The 20,871-nt window shown below is 63.6% G+C and carries 18 protein-coding genes; 4 read left to right on the forward strand and 14 right to left on the reverse strand.

Features of this window, described 5'->3' with window-relative positions; all coding sequences use genetic code 11:
* The first annotated feature begins 25 nt into the window (after positions 1-25).
* Positions 26-904 carry a DNA-3-methyladenine glycosylase family protein gene (locus DNK06_RS18865; protein WP_131181538.1) on the forward strand — a complete coding sequence of 293 codons (879 nt, stop codon included), beginning with the start codon at positions 26-28 and terminating at the stop codon, positions 902-904.
* 1 nt (position 905) lies between these two features.
* Positions 906-1,403 carry a methylated-DNA--[protein]-cysteine S-methyltransferase gene (locus DNK06_RS18870; protein ID WP_131181539.1) on the forward strand — a complete coding sequence of 166 codons (498 nt, stop codon included), beginning with the start codon at positions 906-908 and terminating at the stop codon, positions 1,401-1,403.
* 9 nt (positions 1,404-1,412) lie between these two features.
* On the opposite strand, the gene DNK06_RS18875 is transcribed toward DNK06_RS18870, so the two are convergent.
* The 3 genes from DNK06_RS18875 to aroC form a co-directional block, all read right to left on the reverse strand.
* Complete coding sequence (locus DNK06_RS18875; RefSeq protein ID WP_131181540.1) at positions 1,413-1,958, reverse strand: acireductone dioxygenase; 546 nt, start codon at positions 1,956-1,958, stop codon at positions 1,413-1,415.
* Between the two features lie 70 nt (positions 1,959-2,028).
* Positions 2,029-3,183 carry an MFS transporter gene (locus DNK06_RS18880; RefSeq protein WP_131181541.1) on the reverse strand — a complete coding sequence of 385 codons (1,155 nt, stop codon included), beginning with the start codon at positions 3,181-3,183 and terminating at the stop codon, positions 2,029-2,031.
* 68 nt (positions 3,184-3,251) lie between these two features.
* The gene (aroC, locus tag DNK06_RS18885; protein WP_131181542.1) at positions 3,252-4,343 is read right to left on the reverse strand and encodes a chorismate synthase; all 1,092 of its coding nucleotides are present in this window, start codon (positions 4,341-4,343) and stop codon (positions 3,252-3,254) included.
* A 164-nt stretch (positions 4,344-4,507) separates the two neighbouring features.
* Here aroC and DNK06_RS18890 point away from each other — a divergent pair, with 164 nt between their 5' ends.
* A complete protein-coding gene (locus DNK06_RS18890) occupies positions 4,508-5,488 on the forward strand; it encodes an alpha/beta hydrolase (protein WP_131181543.1) in 981 nt (326 codons plus the stop codon).
* A gap of 74 nt (positions 5,489-5,562) precedes the next feature.
* Positions 5,563-6,345, forward strand: coding sequence for a hypothetical protein (locus DNK06_RS18895; RefSeq protein ID WP_131181544.1), 783 nt, complete (start codon positions 5,563-5,565; stop codon positions 6,343-6,345).
* A gap of 94 nt (positions 6,346-6,439) precedes the next feature.
* Here DNK06_RS18895 and DNK06_RS18900 read toward each other — a convergent pair whose 3' ends face one another.
* The 11 genes from DNK06_RS18900 to zwf all read right to left on the reverse strand — a co-directional run bounded on the left by DNK06_RS18900 (position 6,440) and on the right by zwf (position 20,700).
* Positions 6,440-8,362: a HAMP domain-containing methyl-accepting chemotaxis protein gene (locus DNK06_RS18900; protein ID WP_131181545.1), complete on the reverse strand. Its 1,923-nt coding sequence runs from the start codon at positions 8,360-8,362 to the stop codon at positions 6,440-6,442.
* 262 nt (positions 8,363-8,624) lie between these two features.
* Complete coding sequence (gene pdeM / locus DNK06_RS18905; protein ID WP_131181546.1) at positions 8,625-9,293, reverse strand: ligase-associated DNA damage response endonuclease PdeM; 669 nt, start codon at positions 9,291-9,293, stop codon at positions 8,625-8,627.
* Entirely contained in the window at positions 9,290-11,869 is a 2,580-nt protein-coding gene (locus DNK06_RS18910) for a ligase-associated DNA damage response DEXH box helicase (protein WP_131181547.1), read from the reverse strand. Before DNK06_RS18910 ends, pdeM begins: the two co-directional genes overlap by 4 nt.
* The gene (locus tag DNK06_RS18915; RefSeq protein ID WP_131181548.1) at positions 11,866-13,605 is read right to left on the reverse strand and encodes an ATP-dependent DNA ligase; all 1,740 of its coding nucleotides are present in this window, start codon (positions 13,603-13,605) and stop codon (positions 11,866-11,868) included. The genes DNK06_RS18910 and DNK06_RS18915 overlap by 4 nt, the downstream gene beginning before the upstream one ends.
* The gene (locus DNK06_RS18920; protein ID WP_131181549.1) at positions 13,602-14,615 is read right to left on the reverse strand and encodes a ligase-associated DNA damage response exonuclease; all 1,014 of its coding nucleotides are present in this window, start codon (positions 14,613-14,615) and stop codon (positions 13,602-13,604) included. Before DNK06_RS18920 ends, DNK06_RS18915 begins: the two co-directional genes overlap by 4 nt.
* A 127-nt stretch (positions 14,616-14,742) precedes the next feature.
* Positions 14,743-14,901: a DUF3309 family protein gene (locus DNK06_RS18925; protein ID WP_131173629.1), complete on the reverse strand. Its 159-nt coding sequence runs from the start codon at positions 14,899-14,901 to the stop codon at positions 14,743-14,745.
* Between the two features lie 367 nt (positions 14,902-15,268).
* Positions 15,269-16,087, reverse strand: coding sequence for a shikimate 5-dehydrogenase (locus tag DNK06_RS18930; RefSeq protein ID WP_131181550.1), 819 nt, complete (start codon positions 16,085-16,087; stop codon positions 15,269-15,271).
* Between the two features lie 76 nt (positions 16,088-16,163).
* The gene (locus tag DNK06_RS18935; protein ID WP_131181551.1) at positions 16,164-17,789 is read right to left on the reverse strand and encodes an NADP-dependent glyceraldehyde-3-phosphate dehydrogenase; all 1,626 of its coding nucleotides are present in this window, start codon (positions 17,787-17,789) and stop codon (positions 16,164-16,166) included.
* Between the two features lie 62 nt (positions 17,790-17,851).
* Positions 17,852-18,511 (reverse strand): bifunctional 4-hydroxy-2-oxoglutarate aldolase/2-dehydro-3-deoxy-phosphogluconate aldolase, encoded by a 660-nt coding sequence (locus DNK06_RS18940; protein WP_131181552.1) that lies wholly within the window; start codon positions 18,509-18,511, stop codon positions 17,852-17,854.
* A 19-nt stretch (positions 18,512-18,530) separates the two neighbouring features.
* Positions 18,531-19,244, reverse strand: a complete 714-nt coding sequence (gene pgl / locus DNK06_RS18945) for a 6-phosphogluconolactonase (RefSeq protein WP_131181553.1) — start codon at positions 19,242-19,244, stop codon at positions 18,531-18,533.
* Positions 19,231-20,700, reverse strand: a complete 1,470-nt coding sequence (gene zwf, locus DNK06_RS18950; protein WP_131181554.1) for a glucose-6-phosphate dehydrogenase — start codon at positions 20,698-20,700, stop codon at positions 19,231-19,233. Before zwf ends, pgl begins: the two co-directional genes overlap by 14 nt.
* Between the last annotated feature and the right edge of the window lie 171 nt (positions 20,701-20,871).

The raw sequence follows: 20,871 nt of genomic DNA on the forward strand, positions 1-20,871 counted from the left end.
GCGTCCTGCGGTTATCGTCAGCGCCATGACACAGAACAAAACCATCCTGCTGCCCTACCAGGCGCCCTGGAGCTGGCAACAGTTCCACGATCATTTCAAATTACGCGCCATCACCGGGCAGGAATGCCTGAGCGAACGGGGTTATTGCCGCAGCTTTCGTCTGGATGGCGTTAGCGGCTGGTTCCGCGTCAGTGCCCCGTTCGACCGGGATGCGCTGGAGCTCGATTACAGCGCCTCGGCCACAGCCTGCATGCCGCAGCTGACTCGGCGCGTACGCCGCATGTTCGATCTGGATGCCGACCCGGCCATCATCGCCGCCCACTTCGCGGCAGATGAACGCCTCGCGCCGATGCTCGCGCGCAATCCCGGTTTGCGTCTGCCTACGGCTTTCGATGCCTTCGAACAGGCCGTGCGGGCCATCGTCGGTCAGCAGGTCACGGTCAAGGCAGCGGTGACCATCACCGGCCGCCTGGTCAATCGCCTCGGTGAATCCCTGGCGGACGCACCAGCCGGCATCGACCGTTTATTCCCGACACCCGCCGCCATCGCAGCCGCCAACCTCGATGGCATCGGCATGCCCGGCAAACGTGTGCAGACCCTGCAGCACTTCGCCGCTCAGGTCGCAAGCGGCGCTTTGCGCCTGGACATCAGCCAGGGAGCGAGCGAGCTGATCGCACGCTTGTGCGCCCTGCCCGGCATCGGCCCCTGGACAGCGCAATACATCGCCCTGCGGGCCTTCGGTGACGCAGACGCCTTTCCCACCAGCGACCTGGGTTTGCTGAAAGCGCCGATCTGGGGCGCCGGGGGCATCGATGTTCGGCAACTACAGGCCCACGCTGAAGCCTGGCGGCCATGGCGCGCCTATGCGGCGGCCCATCTCTGGCACAACTACTCAGGAGGTTGAGATGTTCTACCGTTACCACGACAGCCCTATCGGCCGCCTGTTCATGGCTGGTGACGAGCAGGGGCTGCAACAGTTGCTCATGGACGTGGAGCGCACGCCCTGGCAGATCGGTGAAAACTGGCGTGATACAGGTTCCGCACTGGATGCTGCCAGCCGCCAGCTCGACGAATACTTCAGCGGCCGCCGTCAGCGCTTCGAGTTGCGACTCAATCCTCAGGGCACGCCGTTCCAGCAGGCCGTCTGGCGTGCCTTGCTGGAGATTCCTTTCGGTCGCCTCGACAGCTACAGCGCCCTGGCACAGCGTATAGACAGACCCAAGGCGGTACGCGCCGTCGGCGCAGCCAATGGCGCCAACCCGATCTGCATCATCATCCCCTGCCACCGGGTCATCGGCCGCGACGGCAGTCTGACCGGTTTTGCCGGCGGCCTGCCGCGCAAGCAACTGCTGCTGGAACTGGAAGGTGCCGTACCCAGGCCGCAGGCTTCGCTGTTCGACTGAAGCTCCGGCTCAGTCTTCCAGCCGCGGGAAGGAAGCGGCGATCCCGTCGCCGCTCGGCGTTCCCTCTGCCGCGATCCCAGCCGACAAGCGAACCATCGCACAATGAGGGAACTCGCCCAGATCGAACCAGTGGCGGGTGCCGGCCGGTACCGAGACCAGGGCGTTGCGCTCACCCAGTAGCGCATACACATATTCGCCGACATGCAGGCTCAACAGCCCCTGCCCGGCCAGAAACAGATAGAGCTGTGTGCTATCCACAACGACTTCCTGCGGTGGACTGACGGGCTTGTCGTCTTCCCTTGGCCAGCGGCGCTGGTCGATGCTGATCACCTCCACGTGACCCAGATCGTGATCACGCTTCAGCTGTTCCAGCGGCCCGCCAATCGCGGCGAGGATATCCTCTTGCGCCGCGCCGGCCTGCAACCTGACGTCGAGTTCCAGAACGCTGAAATCGATACCGGCCACAGCCAGCGTACTGGTAATGTCCTCGATGTGCCCCAACACCTTGTTGGGGATATCGGGGCTGGACTGATGATGAACGCTCAGGCGGCTCATGGAAGAAATCCCTTATTAAGTGCTCGCCGCCTCGCGGGCAGCTTGATTTGACCCGTAACTCAGGCAGCCATCATGGTCGCGCCGGATCGGCTGTGCGTCTGGCCATGATAACGGCTGCAGCCAATGCGGCCAGCCCCGCCAGGGCGAATGTCCACTCCGGGCCAAGCCCTTTCCAACTGTAACCCGCATACAGAGCGCCCAGGGCGCCGCCGATACCGGCCAGAGAGGCATACAGCGCCTGTCCCTGCCCTTGCTGGCGAGCACCGAAACTGCGTTGCACGAAGCTGATCGAGGCGGCGTGAAAGCTGCCGAACGTCGCCGCATGCAACAATTGCGCGAACAGCAGTACCAGCAGGTGGTCGGCCAGAAAGCCCATCAGTACCCAACGCAGCGCGGCGATGAAGAAGCTGACCACCAGCACCTGGCGCACGCTGAAATGCCTGAGCAGGCGTGCCATGCCCATGAACATCAGCACCTCGGCCACCACTCCCAGGGCCCAGAGCATGCCGATCAGCCCGCGACTGTAGCCGAGCTGTTCCAGGTGGATGCTGAGGAAGGTGTAGTACGGCCCGTGGGACAGCTGCATCAGCGCCACGCACAGGTAAAAGGCCAGCACGCCGGGTTGTTTCAGTTGCTGCACGAAGCCGCCGCGGTTTACCGATTGCGAAGACGCCAGCGGCTGGGCGTCCGGCACCCAGAAGCTGCTCAGGGCGATGCCGGTGATAATCAGCAACAGCGCCCAGGGATAGATATCCAGGCTGAACCAGTCGAAGGCCTTGCCCAGGCCGACCACACTGAGAATGAAGCCGATGGAGCCCCACAGGCGGATCTGCGCATAACGGGCCGACTGCTCGCGCAGATGCGCCAGGGTGATCACCTCGAACTGCGGCAGCACCGCGTGCCAGAAGAACGCGTGCAAAGCCATAACCATGGCCAGCCAGGCGTAACTCTGGCTGACGAAGATCAGGCTCAGGCTGAGCAGCGTGCACAAGGCACCAAGGCGCACGATCAACAAGCGCCTGCCGCTGTAATCGCCCAGCCAGCCCCACAGATTCGGCGCGATGCAACGCATCAGCATCGGGATGGCCACCAGTTCGCCGATACGCGCCGGCGAGAACCCCAGATGTGCGAAATACAGGCCCAGGAACGGCGCCGTGGCACCGAGCAGCGCGAAGTAGAACAGGTAGAAGCCGGACAGGCGCCAGTAAGGCAGGGAGTCAGCCATAAGCCGCCAGCTTCAAGCCGCAAGTAAAAGCAGAGCAACAGCCCTGCTCATGACTTGCCGCATGAGTTTCAAAGCTGCTTCAGCACCGGCGTACTCACGCGCACATCGACATTCTGGGCACGCTGGCGCAACAGGTGATCCATCAGCACGATCGCCATCATCGCCTCGGCGATCGGCGTGGCGCGGATGCCTACACACGGATCGTGACGGCCCTTGGTGATCACATCCACCGGGTTGCCGTCGACGTCGATGGAGCGACCCGGCGTGGTGATGCTGGAGGTCGGCTTGAGCGCCAGGTGAGCGACGATCGGTTGGCCACTGGAAATACCGCCGAGAATGCCGCCGGCATGATTGGACAGGAAACCTTGCGGGGTCAGCTCGTCACGGTGTTCTGTACCGCGCTGCGCCACCGAGGCGAAACCGGCGCCGATCTCCACCCCCTTGACCGCGTTGATGCTCATCAGCGCGTGGGCCAGCTCGGCGTCCAAACGGTCGAAGATCGGCTCGCCGAGACCCGGCATCACGCCTTCGGCGACCACGGTGATCTTCGCGCCGACAGAATCCTGATCGCGGCGCAACTGATCCATGTAGGCCTCCAGCTCCGGCACCTTGTCCGGGTCGGGGCTGAAGAAGGCGTTTTCCTCTACCGAGTCCCAGGTCTTGAACGGAATTTCGATGGGCCCGAGCTGGCTCATGTAGCCACGGATGACGATGCCCTGGCTGGCCAGGTACTTCTTGGCGATGGCACCGGCGGCCACGCGCATCGCGGTTTCCCGCGCCGAGCTGCGGCCACCGCCACGGTAGTCGCGGATACCGTACTTGTGGTGGTAGGTGTAGTCGGCATGCGCTGGGCGGAACAGATCCTTGATCGCCGAATAGTCCTTGGACTTCTGGTCGGTATTGCGGATCAGCAGGCCGATGGCGCACCCCGTGGTCTTGCCTTCGAACACCCCGGAGAGGATTTCCACCTCGTCGGCTTCCTGACGCTGGGTGGTGTGGCGGCTGGTGCCGGGCTTGCGGCGGTCGAGGTCACGCTGCAGGTCATCCAGGGAAATGTCCAGCCCAGGCGGGCAGCCGTCGACGATGGCGACCAGCGCCGGGCCGTGACTCTCGCCGGCCGTGGTGACGGTGAACAGCTTGCCGAAGGTATTGCCGGACATTGCGCGAGGCTCCACGTAAGTTCGATCAGCAGCCTGCGGCGAAAAGGCAGGCCCAAGAGGAAAGCCGCTGAGTATACTCCGTCGCAACTGCGGAGATCACCCGCGAGCGAACCTTTGGCCAATCGCCAGCGTCCAACGAACCCCATCACAGACCTGTTCCTATCATGCTGCGAGCCCTGCTCTTGACCCTATCCCTCTTCACCGGCCTGGTTCAGGCAACCCCCATCCTGCGCGAGCAGGTCAGCCTGGATACCGGCCAGGGCGTGCTGCATGGCTCTCTGGTGCTGCCGCAACGTACCGAGGCCGTACCGGTGGTGCTGCTGGTGGCCGGTTCAGGGCCAACCGACCGCAACGGCAACAACCCGGGCGGCGGGCATAACGATGCCCATCGCAAACTGGCCCAGGCGCTGGCCCAGCAAGGCATCGCCAGCGTGCGTTACGACAAGCGCGGCATCGCTGCCAGCCATGCCGCCACGCCCCATGAACGCGACCTGAGTGTCGAACGCTACGTCGCCGATGTGGTGGCCTGGAGCCGCAAGCTGCATCAGGACAAACGCTTCAGCCACGTCATCCTGATCGGCCATAGCGAAGGCGCGTTGATCGCCAGCCTTGCAGCCCCCGAAGCCGACGCCGATGCGTTGGTGTCCATCGCCGGCAGCGCCCGCCCCATCGATCAGTTGCTCCAGGAGCAACTGCGCAACCGCCTGCCGCCGCGTCTGCGCGCCGAGAGCGACGCTTTGCTCGAAGCCCTGCGCGAGGGCCGTCAGGTTGCCGAGGTGTCGGACGAACTGACCGTGCTGTACCGCACCAGCGTGCAGCCCTACCTGATTTCGCTGTTCCGCCAGGATCCGGCCGCTGCTTTTGCCCGAGTGCGCGTACCGGCGCTGATCGTCCAGGGCAGCCACGATATCCAGGTCAGCGTGCAGGATGCCGAGGTGCTGCATGCGGCCAATCCGGACGCTCAGTTGCAGATCGTCACGGGCATGAACCATGTGATGCGCATCGTGCCGATGGATTTCGAGGCGCAACTGGCTTCCTACGATAATCCGGACTTGCCCTTGGCTCGTGGCCTCACCAGCCGTATCGTCAGTTTCATTCAGGCATTACCGCCTGTAGAAACCGATATTGCTGCCGATAGCCATTAGGGTCTGCTGCCGTTTCAGCGCAACAGGCCCTACGCCAGCGCTCAACTTCGCGGTGGCTTTTCGAGGAATGCACCATGACCGACAGCGAAACGCCAGCCGTCGCCGCGCCGGAAACCGAACAGGCCGAGCCGTCCCATCCGTGGGCGACGCTTGGCCCCGAGCACTTTCGCCTGCTGCGCCTGGCCCCCTTGCCCATCGACCGCCACACCGGCGTGCGGCCGCTGCGTTTCGTGCAGTTCGGGCGGGTCGAGCGGCATAGCAAAGAGCAAAGCCTGCTGCGCCTGAGCCTGCAATTGCCGGGGCAGAAAGTCCGCAAAGAACAGAACGTGCTGGAGCTCTGGCTCGACCACCGCAACAAGGAAGCCCGCTTCGGCCCGGACAGCGGCCTGAGCCTGGAGCCGCAGAACCGTGGTCTCGGCCGCTTTCTGCTGGCCCAGGCAGCCGCATGGGCCAAACAGCATTGCGCCCATTACACCGTCGAAACCGGCCCGCTGCCGAGCCGCGATGCCTTGAACGAAGAAGCCCGTGCACGTCGCGATCATTGCCTGAAAGCCCAGGGTTTCGCCGTCGACTATCAGGACGGTCAACTCAAGGCGCACTACAGCGCGCCGCGTCTCAGCGCCCTGCACAGCGACTGGAACGGCGAAAAGGTCATGTTCATCGAGCAGTTGGACGCCGCGCAGATGCTGCAGCAGGCGGATCAGAACCTGCACGAGCAGGATCTGCAATTGCGCAAGCAGCATGAACGCCTCGAACAGCTCAAGCGCGAAGACGGCGGCCTGCGCTTCACCATCGCCTGCCTGGTGGCATTCAGTCTGTTTCAGGCCGGCCTGCTGATCTGGATCGCGACCCACTAGAAGGGCGTGGCTCATACGACAGCCAGTGCCCATGACGAAAAAAGGCCGTTGCCCCGGGGCAACGGCCTTTCTCATTTCAACAGACGCCGGTTGATCAGACGCGGAAATGGCTGACCATCATCTGCAGCTGGTTACCCAGGCGGGCCAGCTCGACGCTGGACTTGGCGGTTTCCTCGCTCGCGGCGGCGGTCTGTTCCGACACATCGCGTACGTTGAGGATACTGCGGCTGATTTCCTCGGCCACGGCGCTCTGCTGCTCGGCCGCGGCGGCTATCTGCTGGTTCATCGACTGGATGTTCGACACCGTACGGGTGATGCTTTCCAGTGAACCACCCGCCTTGCGGGTCAGCTCAACGCTGCTGTCGGTCAGGCCACGGCTGCTCTGCATGATGTTGGCCACCTGCTGGGTGCCCTGCTGCAGACCGGCAACCAGGCCTTCGATCTCTTCAGTGGATTTCTGGGTGCGTTGCGCCAGACCACGGACTTCGTCGGCAACCACCGCGAAACCGCGACCCGCCTCGCCGGCACGGGCGGCTTCGATGGCGGCGTTCAGCGCTAGCAGATTGGTCTGCTCGGCCACCGCCTTGATCACATCCATCACGCTGCCGATTTTGTTGCTCTCGCTCTGCAGGTGGGTCATCGCCTCGGTGGAACGGCTGACCTCGGCGGCCAGGCGTTCGATCTGTGCGATAGCCTCAGCGACCACGCGATCTCCCTGGGTAGCTTCACGATCTGCATCGGAAGCAGCCTGGGACGCATCGGCAGCATTGCGTGCGACCTCCTGCACGGTGGCGGACATTTCATGCATGGCCGTGGCCACCTGATCGGTTTCCACCTTCTGGCTGTTGACCCCGGCACTGGTCTGCTCGGTTACCGCCGACAGTTCTTCGGCAGCGCTGGCGATCTGCGTGACACCATCACGGATGCCACCGATCAGTTCGCGCAAGGTGGTACCCATGCGCTGAATGCCCTGCTGCAGCACGCCGATTTCGTCACGACGAGACACTTGCAGGGTCTGGCTCAGATCGCCACCGGCAATACGCTCGACCGCTAGCAGCGTGTCCTGTAACGGACGGGTGATCTGCCGGGTAATCAACCAGGCGGCGAGGATGCCGACCAGCAGCGCCAGCAGCGTAGCGCCGAGCTGCAGGGTGCGGGCGGCAGCACTTTCGCTGTCACGGCGCTCCAGCTGGATGGCGGTGAGCTCCTTGCTCAACTTGACGATCTCGTAGCCTTGCTCGGTCAGCTCCTTGCGCGCCGCGGCGATGGTTTCGATGGTCGCCTTGAACGTCATGACCGCTGTACGGTAATTTTCCAGCGCTGTGCTGACCTGGCTGACTCGCTGCGAATGCTCGGCAGCGAACGCCTGGCGAAGTTGACCGAGATCGGCGATGGTCGAATCGATCTGGGTGATTGCCAGGCGCTCGGATTCGGTGCCGGGGTTGGCAGTGTAGCCACGCACCTGATAGCGCACCATCTGCCACCCTTCCTTCACCTTGGTGACCGCCTCGAACTGGGCAGCGCGGCTTTCGTCATACAGCGGCAGACTCACCACGGCGCTGTTGATCTCATCGACCAACTGGCCGGCGGTCACCGCATTGCGGGTCATTTCCTGACGCGCCTCATCGGCGGCGCGATAACCGCTGCGCATCTTGTTCAGCGATAGCTGATACGCATCGATCTGCGTACCCTGCGCCTGCAGTCGGCGAACGTTTTCAGGGCTCTTGAACATCGCCAATACTTCGGCATGTTGCGCCTTGAAGCCATCCAACGCTTTCTGCACGGGTTCGGCGGCTTTCTCGTCACCGTTCGTCAACATGTATTGCAAACGGGTAATGCGCAAATCGGTCAGCGTGTCGTTGAGACGGGAGATTTCCGTCATCCAGTCGCTCCGCTGAATCAGGCTGCCCAGGCTGGTCCAACCAGCCAGCGCGAGTACGCAGGTGAGAACCAGCACGAGGCCGAAGCCCAAGGCAAGTTTCAAGGTGACGCTGATATTGGCGAACCAGCTGTTCATAGTGTTCTCCGACCTTTTTTGAAGGGATTGCATGTAGCTGGAGAATTGTTTTTATGACCCAGCGGATTTAAGCGGCAGGCATTCTATCGGCAGGAAAACAAATAACTAGAACGACCCGTGTCGATTGTTCAGCCGGGTAGCGGAAAGCATCCGCAAAAGGACAGGTAAACGAGACATAAAATATTAATTTTCAATTACATACGATCACTACAAGGATAGGTTTTGCGAGGCGTCAGATTTCGCACTGCGACATAAAACCGCATCAGCCCGGGCTAAGCAGCCAGACGCCGTCATCCAGCGTGCCATAGATCGCTCGCCCTGGCGCCGCCTCGATGGCCATACCACCGGTGAACTCACCGAAGGCCGGCAACAGCGTGATGTTTTCTTCCACGCTGAAGCACGGCATGCGCACACGATCGCGACCCCGGCCGCGCAGCACGAATACCGGATGCAGATGCCCGGCCAGCACGTGCAGGCCCGGACACTCCAAAGGTTCATGACACAGCGCGAAGGGGCCAAAACGCCAGGGCTCGCTCACCACCTCGACGCCCAGATCAGCCGGTGGATCGCCGGCACTACGGTCATGGTTGCCACGTACCAGCAGGATCTTCAGCTCGGCATGCCGCTTACGCCACGACTGCAATGCCGCCAGAGTGCTACCGACGCGCGCAGGACGCGCATGGAGAAAATCACCCAGCAGGATCAGGCGGCGAGTCGGGTAGCTCGCCAGCATGTCATCCAGCCGTTGCAGATTACGAGCCGTGGTGCCCTGCGGTACTGGCTGGCCCAGGGTGCGATAGGTGGCGGCCTTGCCAAAATGCGCGTCGGCAATCAGCAGGGCCTGCTCGGCGGGCCAGTACAGCGCCTTGCCCGCCAACAACCAGAGCGTTTCACCAGCAATCTCCACGGTCAGGTAAGGCGTACCACTCATGCCTCATTGCCCCTGGCCTTGCTCCGAGGGCGGCCGTCCTTGCGCTTGCGTTCGCCACGGCGAATCGCCGGTTCGACTTCGATCAGCGGTTCGGTGATGGCCTGCCCGCCCGGCCCTGCGGCACGTTCCAGTTCGCCAAGCATGCGGGCGATGCGGTCGGCGAGCTTTTCCGAACTGAGCCGCTCACGGAAGCGCTCGACCATCAGCGGAAAGGCTAGCGGCGTCGCCCGGCGCAATGCATGCAGGTTCAGACGCGCCGCGCGCATATCGGCCAGGGTGCGCTGCAACTGACTGACATCCAGTTCCTGGCTGAGCACTTCATCGTGCGCCTGGGTGAGCAGCAGGTTGTCCGGGTCGTACTGGCGGAACACGTCGAAGAACAGCCCGCTGGAGGCCTGCACCTGACGCAGGCTCTTGCCCGCACCGGGGTAACCGCCGAACACCAGGCCGGCGATACGGGCGATCTCGCGAAAACGCCGCTGAGCCAGTTCGCCAGCGTTCAGGCTGGCAAGCACGTCATGCAGCAGATCGTGATCGCCGAACAGATCGCCGCCGAGCAGGCCCGTCCAATCCACCTCGCTGGCACACAGCAACTCCAGGCCGTAGTCGTTGACGGCGATGGAAAAGCTCAGCGGCTGCCGCTGGCCCAGTCGCCAGGCCAGCAGACTGGCCAGCCCCAGGTGCACATTGCGCCCGGCGAAGGGATACAGGAACAAGTGCCAGCCTTCGCGCGAATGCAGGGTTTCAGCCAGCAAGGTGCCTGGCGCCGGCAGTGCCGACCACTGCGCCTGTACCTCCAGCAGCGGCTGCAGTATGCGCATTTCCGGCCCATCGAAGCGTCCCTGAGCCGCTTCACCGAAACGCGCCACCACGGCCTCAGTCAGCGCGCTGGAGAGCGGCATGCGCCCACCGTTCCAGCGCGGCACACTGGCTTTGCTCGCGTTGCTGCGGCGCACATAGGCCGTCATGTTCTCCACACGCACCAGCTCCAGGGGTCGCCCGCCGAACAGAAACACGTCGCCTGGGCGCAGGCGAGCGATGAAGCCCTCCTCGATGCTGCCCAGAGATCCACCGCTGCCGCCCTTGCTCCACCACTTCACAGCCAGGCTGGCGTCGCTGACGATGGTGCCCACGCTCATCCGGTGGCGCCGTGCCAGGCGAGGGCTGGGCACGCGCCAGACGCCCTCCTCGTCCGGCGCCACACGCTGATAATCGGGATAGGCACTGAGCGACTCACCACCCTGACGCACGAACGCCAGCGCCCAGCGCCACTGCGCGTCATCGAGATCACGATACGCCCAGGTACTGCGCACTTCGCGCAGCAATTCATCGGGGCGAAAGCCGCCGCCCAGGGCCACGCTGACCAGATGCTGAACCAGCACGTCCAGCGGCTGATACGGCGACTCGCGAGCCTCGATGCGCCCAGCCGCCACGGCATCTTGCACGGCTATGGCTTCGATCAACTCAAGGGCATGTGTCGGCACCAGTGTGATACGCGACGTACGCCCCGGCGCATGGCCGGAACGCCCGGCGCGTTGCAGCAGGCGGGCTACGCCCTTGGCCGAGCCGATCTGCAAGACCCGCTCGACGGGCAGGAAGTCGACCCCCAGATCCAGGCTGGAGGTGCAGACCACAGCTTTCAACATGCCCTGTTTGAGCCCTGTCTCGACCCAGTCGCGGACTTCGCGCGCCAGCGAACCATGGTGCAGCGCGATCAACCCGGCCCAGTCCGGTCGCGCTTCGAGCAGCGCCTGGTACCAGAGCTCGGACTGCGAGCGGGTGTTGGTGAAGACCAGGGTGACGCTGCTGCTTTCCAGCTCCTCGACGACCTGGGGCAATAGCCGCAAGCCCAGGTGGCCAGCCCAGGGAAAGCGCTCCATCGCCGCCGGCAGCAGCGTATCGATTTGTGGCGCAGCGCCCAGCTCGCCGCGCACCAGGCAACCGCCGCCGTCCGGTAGCAGAACCTCCATGGCATGCGGCTGATTGCCGAGCGTGGCCGACAGCCCCCAGACGATCAGTTGCGGGTTCCACTGCCGCAGCCGCGCGAGAGCCAATTGCAACTGCACGCCGCGCTTGTTGCCGAGCAGTTCATGCCACTCATCCACCACCAGCATGCCCACATGGGCGAACTGCGCTTTCGCATCACTGCCGGTCAGCAGCAGGGTCAGGCTTTCGGGAGTGGTGACCAAGGCGGACGGCAGCCGGCGTGCCTGGCGCTGACGCTCTGCGCTGCCGGTATCGCCAGTGCGCATGCCCAGGCTCCAGGGAATCTCCAGGCCATCCAGCGGCGCCTGCAAAGCGCGCTGGGTGTCGGCGGCCAGGGCACGCATCGGCGTGATCCAGAGTACGGTGAGTGGCACGACCGGCGGCGCACGCTTGCCGCTTACCGCCTTCTTCGGCGCGCCTTTACCGGCGAAGCGATTGAGCGCCGCCAGCCATACGGCATAAGTCTTGCCCGCGCCGGTCGACGCATGCAGCAGGCCGCTACGTCCCTCGGCGACCGCCTGCCACACCTCCTTCTGAAAATCGAAAGCCTTCCAGCCGTTGCGGCGCAGCCAGGTACTCGCCAGGCTCATTGCAGCAACTCCTGCAGCAGCGCCAGGGTGTCGGCCTCCTCCACCGTCTTGTCATGGCGCCAGCGCAACATGCGCGGAAAGCGCACGGCGATGCCACTCTTGTGACGCGGGGAACGGGCGATCCCTTCGAAGCCCAGTTCGAACACCAGGCTTGGCGTCACGCTGCGCACCGGGCCGAATTTCTCCACCGTGGTCTTGCGCACGATGGCGTCGACCTTGCGCATTTCCTCGTCGGTCAACCCGGAATAGGCCTTGGCGAAGGGCACCAGGTGCCGCTCGGGATCGCCTGGCGCACCGTCCCATACGGCGAAGGTGTAGTCGCTGTACAGGCTGGCTCGCCGGCCATGCCCTCGCTGGGCGTAGATCAGCACGGCATCGACGCTCAACGGGTCGATCTTCCACTTCCACCAGACGCCGACATCCTTGCTACGCCCCACTCCGTAAGCGGACTCACGCGCCTTGAGCATCATGCCTTCCACGCCCAGAGCGCGTGAGGCCTCGCGCTGTTCGGCCAGCGCCTGCCAGCTATCCCCGTGCAGCAGTGGCGATGGCATCAGACGCGGGCTGGCGCACGTGGCCAGCACATGTTCCAACTGAGCGCGTCGTTCGTGCTGCGGGCGCATGCGCCAATCATCCCCCCGCCACTCCAGCAGGTCGTAGGCCAGCACGGCGACTGGCACCTCGTCGAGCAGCTTGCGGCTCAGGGTCTTGCGGCCGATGCGCTGCTGCAACAGCGCGAAGGGTTGAATACCGTATTGCTCGAGCTGCGCTTCGACCTGGTCGTTCAGCCGCTCGGGAGACTCCTCGGCAGCATGGGCCATCAACTCGCCCTGCTGAGCGGTGGCCTCTGGTGCGTGGCGCCAGACCACCAGTTCACCATCGATCACCGTGCCGTCCGGCAGCGATGGCGCCAACGCCTGCAATTCGGGAAAACGCTCGCTGATCAACTCTTCACCCCGTGACCAGACCCATAACTGGCCGTCGCGCTTGACCAGTTGCGCGCGGATTCCATCCCACTTCCATTCGATCAGCCAGTCGGCGGGCGACCCCAGGCTGGTTTCGAACTCCTCCAGTGGGCGCTGCAGCGGATGGGCGAGAAAGAACGGATAGGGCTGACCACCGCGCTGGGCGTGTTCGTCATCCGACTCGGCGGCGATCAGGCGCTTGTAGGATGCAGCCGTGGGCCGGTACGACAGGTCGGTATAGCCCACCAGACGCTGAGCGACGCGCTTGGCGTCGACCTCGGCAATACTCGCCAGGGCGCGGGTTACCAGCAGCCTGGAAACACCGACCCGAAAAGCCCCGGTGATCAACTTGATGCTGACCATCAACGACTGCGGATCGAGCTGCGCCCAGAGCGTATCGAGGCGCAGCGCGAGCTCGTCCGGCGGCAGGCCACGCAGCGGCAACAGTTTGTCTTCGACCCACACCGCCAGCCCATCCCGGGAGGTGCTGGTCGCCTCCGGCAGCAACAGTGCAATGGTTTCGGCCAGGTCGCCGACCGCCGAGTAGCTTTCTTCGAACAGCCAGGGAGAAAGGCCGGCCCGCTGCATGGCCAGTTCGCGCAGTTGACGCGAAGGCACCAGTTGCCGCGGGCGGCCACCGGCGAGAAAGTACACCGCCCAGGCCGCATCGGCCGGTTCGGCGCCGCGCAGATAATCCTGCAGCGCCGCGAGCTTGGCATTGCTCGAAGTGGTGGCATCGAGGCGCGCGTAGAGCTGCGCGAAGGCGATCATGCCGCTGGCTCCGCAGCCGCATCGTCTTCCTCGCCGTACTCGGTTTCGAAGGCCTGAGCATCGAGGCCCTGCTCGCGCAGGTGACGCACCAGAATGTTCACCGAACCATGGGTGACCATGACCCGCTCGGCACCGGTCTGCTCGATAGCCCATAGCAGGCCGGGCCAGTCGGCGTGGTCGGAGAGCACGAAGCCGCGGTCGACACCGCGCCGCCGACGCGTGCCACGCAGCAGCATCCAGCCGCTGGCGAACGCATCGCTGTAGTCCCCGAAGCGGCGCATCCAGGTGCTACCGCCTGCCGAAGGCGGCGCCAGAATCAGGGCCTGGCGCAGCAGCGGGTCGCCCTTTGCCACCCCACCGGCATAGCGCGTTTCGGGCAGGTAAACGCCAGCATCACGATAGACCTGATGCAAGGGTTCCATGGAGCCGTGACCGAGAATCGGCCCGATGTTCGCATCGATACCGTGCAGGATTCGCTGGGCCTTGCCGAAGGCGTAGCAGAACAGCACGCTGGCCCGCCCGGCTTGCTGATTCAGTCGCCACCAATCATTGATGCCAGCGAAGATCTGCGCCTGGGGTTGCCAGCGATAGATCGGCAAGCCAAAGGTGGATTCGGTGATGAAGGTGTGGCAGCGCACCGGTTCGAAGGGATCGCAGGTACCGTCCGGCTCCACCTTGTAGTCGCCAGACGCCACCCAGACTTCGCCGCGATACTCGAGGCGTACCTGGGCCGAGCCCAGCACATGGCCGGCGGGATGAAAGCTCAGGGTGACGCCGTGGTGATCGATGGGCTCGCCATAGGCCAGGGTCTGCAGGTTGATATCGCGACCCAGGCGGGTTCGCAGGATGCCCTCACCCGGCGCGGCGGCCAGATAATGGGTGCTGCCTGCACGGGCATGGTCACCGTGGCCATGGGTGATGACGGCCCGCTCAACGGGGCGCCAGGGGTCAATATAGAAATCTCCGGGAGGACAGTACAGACCTTCAGGCCGTGCAATCACCAGATCCAAGCAGGCGACCTCCGGAAATGAAAACAGGGGAGAGAAAGGACAATCGGAAACTGGCCTTGACCAGCTCAGCCGTCAGCGGCGAGCGCCGCCGACGGTGACTACCTACATCAAAGATGTAGGCGCTGGCTCATAGGTAGCCGAGTAGCAACAGCACCAGCACGATGACCAGCACCAGCCCAAGCCCACCAGTGGGCCCGTAGCCCCAGCTGCGGCTGTGCGGCCATGCCGGGATGGCACCAATCAGCATGAGGATCAAAATGATCAGCAGTATGGTTCCCAAGCCCATGGCTATCTCCTTGCGTATCTGTCGGCGAGCCACTCGAAGTGGCACGCCAGGCATCAGAAGCCTGTGCAGGCATCCGTTCGGATGCAGGGCATGGCGCTGCGGCGAAGCCAGCGTCTGGCAGAGCGTTCGTCGCAGCGCCATGCCCTACCTCTTTTACGACTGAGCAAGGAAACGGAAAGTGCAAACTTTAAATCGGCGGTGCCAAGTCAGGCCGTGAAGGTGAACGACAGGCTGGCGGGCTGGGGCAGCTCCGATTCTTACGACACCCCCGCGGCGAATCGTCTTCTGACCCACGCAAAACTCGCGGTACGGCCACCATCGTTCGCGCCGAGGTCGACGCGCCTACACGTATCGCCCCACAGACGCGCTATTCGGCCAGGGCAAAGCGTGCGGCGCGCGCGATCAACTCGGCATCGGGCCGCACGCCGGTGTACAAGGCAAACTGCTCCACGGCCTGCAACACGATCACTTCGCCGCCGGTGATCACAGGCTTGTCCAGGGAACGGGCCAGCCGGATCAGCGGGGTTTCCACCGGCACGGCAACCACGTCGAAGACCCACTGCGCAGAAGCGACGGCGCGTTCGTCGAAAGCCAGTTGCTCGGCCTCCGGGCCGCGCATGCCCAGAGGTGTGACATTGACCAGCAGATCGGCGCCCTGTCCATCCAGTGCCGGGCGCCAATCAACGCCGCACTGCTGTGCCAATGCCCTGCCCGCCACCTCGTTACGGGCGACGATGCTGCCGTTGCCGAAGCCGCTGTCGCGCAACGCGCAGGCCACCGCCTTGGCCATGCCGCCGCTACCGCGCAGGGCGTAGCGGATGTCGCTGGGCACGCCGTGCTGTTCGAGCAGATGCACCACCGCGCTGTAGTCGGTGTTGTAGCCGGTCAGGTGGCCATCATCCGCGACGATGGTGTTGACCGACTGCAGCGTCGCCGCCGATTCGTGCAGGGCGTCGAGGTGCTCGATGCAGGCTTCCTTGAACGGCATCGACACCGCACACCCGCGAACGCCCAGTGCGCGGATACCAGCGATGGCAGCCGGCAGATCCGTGGTGGTGAACGCCTTGTAGAGGTAGTCCAGCTCCAACGCCTGATACAGGTAATTCTGGAAACGCGTACCGAAATTTCCGGGGCGGCCGGACAGTGACATGCACAGGCGCGTGTCTTTGCTGATGTTGAGTGTCATGCAGAGAACCTCAGAAGCTGCTCAAAGTCTGCTGCGCGTTTGCATTGCTCCAGCTCGCGAGACGTCGAACAGGCTCTCAGAAAATGTAATCGGTGGTCAGGAAATTCGACGAGCGCTGGCGGATCACCTCACTGACCAGCGCCTTGTTGTCCTCCGTGAAACGGGTCGCTACCAGGGTGCGGATGGAGAAGGTACGCAGGGCGTCGTGCACCGACAGCGTGCCTTCGGCGGAATCCTTGCGCCCGTTGAACGGGAAGGTATCCGGCCCGCGCTGGCACTGAACGTTGATATTGATGCGCCCAACCTGGTTGGCGAAGGCGTCGACCAGGCGACCGATCTGCTGCGGGTCGTTGCCGAACAGGCTGAGCTGCTGGCCGAAATCCGACTGCAGCACGTAGTCGATCACCTCTTTCACATCGCGATACGGCACCACCGGCACCAAGGGGCCGAACTGCTCTTCACCATACAGGCGCATCTGCGGACTCACCGGGCACAGCAACGCCGGGTAGAAGAAGCTCTCGCGGTGTTCGCCGCCGCCCGGGTTGATGATCTTCGCACCCTTGTCGATGGCATCGGCCATGACCGTTTTCAGGTAATCCACTTTGCCCGGCTCGGGCAGGGGCGTCAGGGCGACACCGGGCTCCCAGGGCATGCCCGGCTTGAGCGTGGCAAGGCCGGCACTGAATTTGTCGAGGAACGGCTGCAATACGTCCTCATGGACGAAAAGAATCTTCAGCGCCGTGCAGCGCTGGCCATTGAACGACAGCGTGCCGGTCAGTGCCTCGCTCACCGCGTTGTCGAGATCCACATCGGGCAGCACGATGCCCGGGTTCTTGGCATCCAGGCCCAGCGCCGCGCGCAGGCGGTGCGGTTTGGGGTGCAGTTTCTTCAGGTCGCTGGCGCCCTTGTGGGTGCCGATGAAGGCGAACACATCGACCTTGCCGCTTTCCATCAAGGCACTGACCGTTTCGCGTCCACGGCCGTAGATGATGTTGATCACGCCCGGCGGGAAGCTGTCGCGAAACGCTTCCAGCAGCGGGCGCATCAGCAGCACGCCGAACTTGGCCGGCTTGAACACCACCGTATTTCCCATGATCAGTGCCGGGATCAGCGTGGTGAAGGTTTCATTCAGCGGGTAGTTGTACGGTCCCATGCACAGCGCCACACCCAGTGGCACGCGGCGGATCTGCCCCAACGTGCCCTGCTCCAGTTCGAAACGGCTGGAGCGACGATCCAGCTCCTTGAGCGCACCGATGGTGTCGACGATGTAATCGCAGGTACGGTCGAACTCCTTTTCGGAGTCCTTGAGGTTCTTGCCGATCTCCCACATCAGCAGCTTGACCACTGCCGTACGCTGTTCGCGCATGCGCGTCAGGAAGGCTTCCACATGAGCGATGCGCTCGGCTACGCGCAGCTTCGGCCACAGCCCCTGGCCGTGATCATAAGCCGCGACGGCGGCATCCAGCGCGGCCAGGGCGGCATCGGCGTCCAGCAGCGGCGTACTACCGAGCACCACCTGACGCTCGCCGTCATCTTCGACGAGGTAGATCGGGCTGTGTACCTGAGCCAGCGGTCCTTGCCAGTGGCGTAGCTCGCCACCGACCAGGTATTCGCGTTGCTCGACCGGGGCATCGGGACGGTAGGCTTCGGGGATATCGTGCAGACGGGGAAACAGCGCAGCGGGGTCGAATGGACGGGACATGAGAGTTCCTGAACGCAAAGAGGCCCGGCCCCACGGCGCGGGCTATGACGAGGTATGTTCGCTCAATTCAGCAGCGCCAGTGCCTCGGCGCTGGTACGACGAACGCTGTCCCAGCCAGCGGAGCTGTCCAGCATCCAGCTGCCGCCTACGCACATCACGTTGGCGAGGGCCATGTAACGCTGCAGGTTGTCCGGATTGACCCCGCCAGTGGGGCAGAAACGCACATCCCCGAATGGGCCGCCAAGAGCCTTGAGCGCGGCAGTGCCGCCACAGATCTCGGCAGGGAACAACTTGAAGCGGCGATAGCCCAGGGCGTAACCGATCATGAGATCCGAGGCGCTGGACACGCCGGGCAGCATCGGTACCGGGCTGTCGAGGGCGGCGCGCAGCAGTTCATCGGTGGAGCCAGGGCTGACGATGAACTGTGCGCCGGCCTTCTCCACCGCATCGAGCATGTGTCGATCGAGTACCGTGCCGGCACCGACACACAGGTGCGGACGCTCTTCGCGCAGGCGGCGGATGGCGGTCAGCCCGTGCGCCGAACGCAGGGTTATTTCCAGCACCTGCAGGCCGCCGGCATCCAGGGCATCGGCCAGCGGCAGAATGTCTTCCTCGCGGGCGATGGTGATCACCGGCATGATGCGCGCCCGAGCGCAGAGCGCGTCGATGCTGGCGATCTTCTCAGCCATGGTTGGGTTTGGGCGGCTGATGGCGTGTGTCATGTCTTTTGATCCTTTTGGCCTAAGGGCACCAGTAAATTTCTAAAGGCGCGCCAAGAAACGCGCTGATCGGCATTTTTTTGTGGTCACGGTGTTGTAGCGCCTGCTCCAGCACGCTCAACTTGCCCTGCCCCTCGATCGCCAGCAGCGGCAGACGTGCGGCCTTGAGCAGCGGCAGAGTCAGGGTCAGGCGCTGATGCGGTACCGAGGGTGCCAGCATCGGCAGGCAACGGCGCGGGCAATCGTCCTGCAGCGCTTCATGCAGACTCGGGCTGTCGGGAAACAGCGAAGCGGTATGCCCGTCATTGCCCATGCCCAGCACCAGTACATCGATGGGTGGCAGGTCGCTCAGCGTTTGTTCGGTCAGCCTGGCCGCCTCCTCGAGGCTGCCGGCACTATGGTACAGGCCAAGCAGTCGCGCTTCGGCTGCCGGCCCCTGCAACAGGTGCTGACGCACCAGCGCCTCATTGCTGTCGGCGTGGCTAACCGGCACCCAACGCTCATCGGCCAGGCTCACCAGCACCTTCGCCCAGGGCAATGGCTGCTGGGCCAACGCCTTGAAGAAGGCGATCGGGCTACGTCCGCCAGACACCACCAGCGTAGCGTGGTCATGGCTATCGATGGCATCGCGTAATGCATCGGCAACGGCCTGCGCCAGAGATGTGGCCAGATGCTGTGAGTCGCTGTGGCTACGAGCGACCACACCCACTGGGAATTCGAGGTCAGAGATCGCCATACCAGGCCCTCCCGTCGCGAGTGATCAGGGCGATGGAGTTCATCGGCCCCCAGGTGCCGGCGACGTACGGTTTGGGTGGGTCGCCGAGTTTCTTCCAGCCGGCGATCAGTTGATCGCACCATTGCCAGGCATGCTCGATTTCATCCTTGCGCACGAACAGGTTCTGATTGCCACGCATGACCTCCAGTAGCAACCGCTCGTAGGCATCGGGAATGCGCGAGCTGCCGTACGTCGCCGAGAAATTCAGTTGCAACGGGCCGCTACGCAACTGCATGCCTTTGTCCAGCCCCTGATCCTTGGTCATCACCTGCAGGGAAATGCTCTCGTCCGGCTGCAGGCGGATGATCAGCTTGTTGCCGATCAACTGGCGCTGTTCGGGCGCAAAGATGTAGTGCGGCGGCTCTTTGAAGTGGATGACGATCTGCGACAGCTTCTGCGCCATGCGCTTGCCGGTACGCAGGTAGAACGGCACGCCGGCCCAGCGCCAGTTGCGGATATCGGCACGCAGCGCGACGAAGGTTTCGGTGTCGCTGCGGGCGTTGGAATTCTCTTCCTCCAGGTAGCCGGGAACCGGTTTTCCGTCACTGGTGCCGCCTACGTACTGCCCACGTACCACATGGCGAGAGAGCTGCTCGGCAGTCATCGGCTCCAGCGCCTTGAGCACCTTGACCTTCTCGTCGCGGATGGCATCCGCGGAGAGATCGCCTGGCGGATCCATGGCGATCAGGCAGAGCAACTGCAGCAGGTGGTTCTGGATCATGTCGCGCAGTTGCCCGGCCTTGTCGAAGTAACCCCAGCGGCCTTCGATGCCGACCTTCTCCGCCACGGTGATTTCCACATGGGTGATGTGGTTCTGGTTCCACTGGGTCTCGAACAAGCTATTGGCGAAGCGCAGGGCGATCAGGTTCTGCACCGTCTCCTTGCCCAGATAGTGGTCGATCCGATAGACCTGGGTCTCTGGAAAGAACTCCGCCACTGCGTCGTTGACCGCTCGGGAGGATTCCAGATCATGACCGATGGGTTTTTCCAGAACGACCCGCGTACCTTCGGCCAGGCCGACCGCTGCCAGGTTGGTGCAGATGCCGCCATACACCGAGGCTGGCGTGGCGAAATAGGCGATCAACTGGCGTCCGCTGCCAACCGCTTCGGCCAGTTGCGGGTAGCCGTCGGGCGGCAGGAATTCCATGCTCAGGTAACGCAAACGCGCCTGGAAGCGTTGCATCACCGCCTCGTCCAGCTCGTTGGCCGGCAGGTAGCGGCGCAGGTGATTGTCGATGGCGCTCAGGTGCGTGGCGGGATCACCGCCTTCGCGTGCCAGAGCGAGGAGATGGGTATCCTCGTGCAGCAGCCCGGCGCGATCGAGCTGATAGAGTGCTGGGAACAGCTTGCGCAGTGCCAGGTCGCCCAGGGCGCCGAACAAAGCGAAGGTACAAGGCTCAACGGGAGTCACAGACATGATCTTTGTTCTTCTAACAAGTTACCCTATTGATAGCGGTTAACCGCCAATTCTGCAACCGGAAATGTAGTAATAAAAACAACATTTTTATAGACTGCGGTTAACGATAGCCAGTAGACAAGAGCAGGTTGAGGGTCTGTTGCCGTTTCAGCGCGACCGCGCCGGAGCCCG

The organism is Phytopseudomonas daroniae, assembly GCF_004327285.1.
GTDB classification, from domain to species: domain Bacteria; phylum Pseudomonadota; class Gammaproteobacteria; order Pseudomonadales; family Pseudomonadaceae; genus Aquipseudomonas; species Aquipseudomonas daroniae.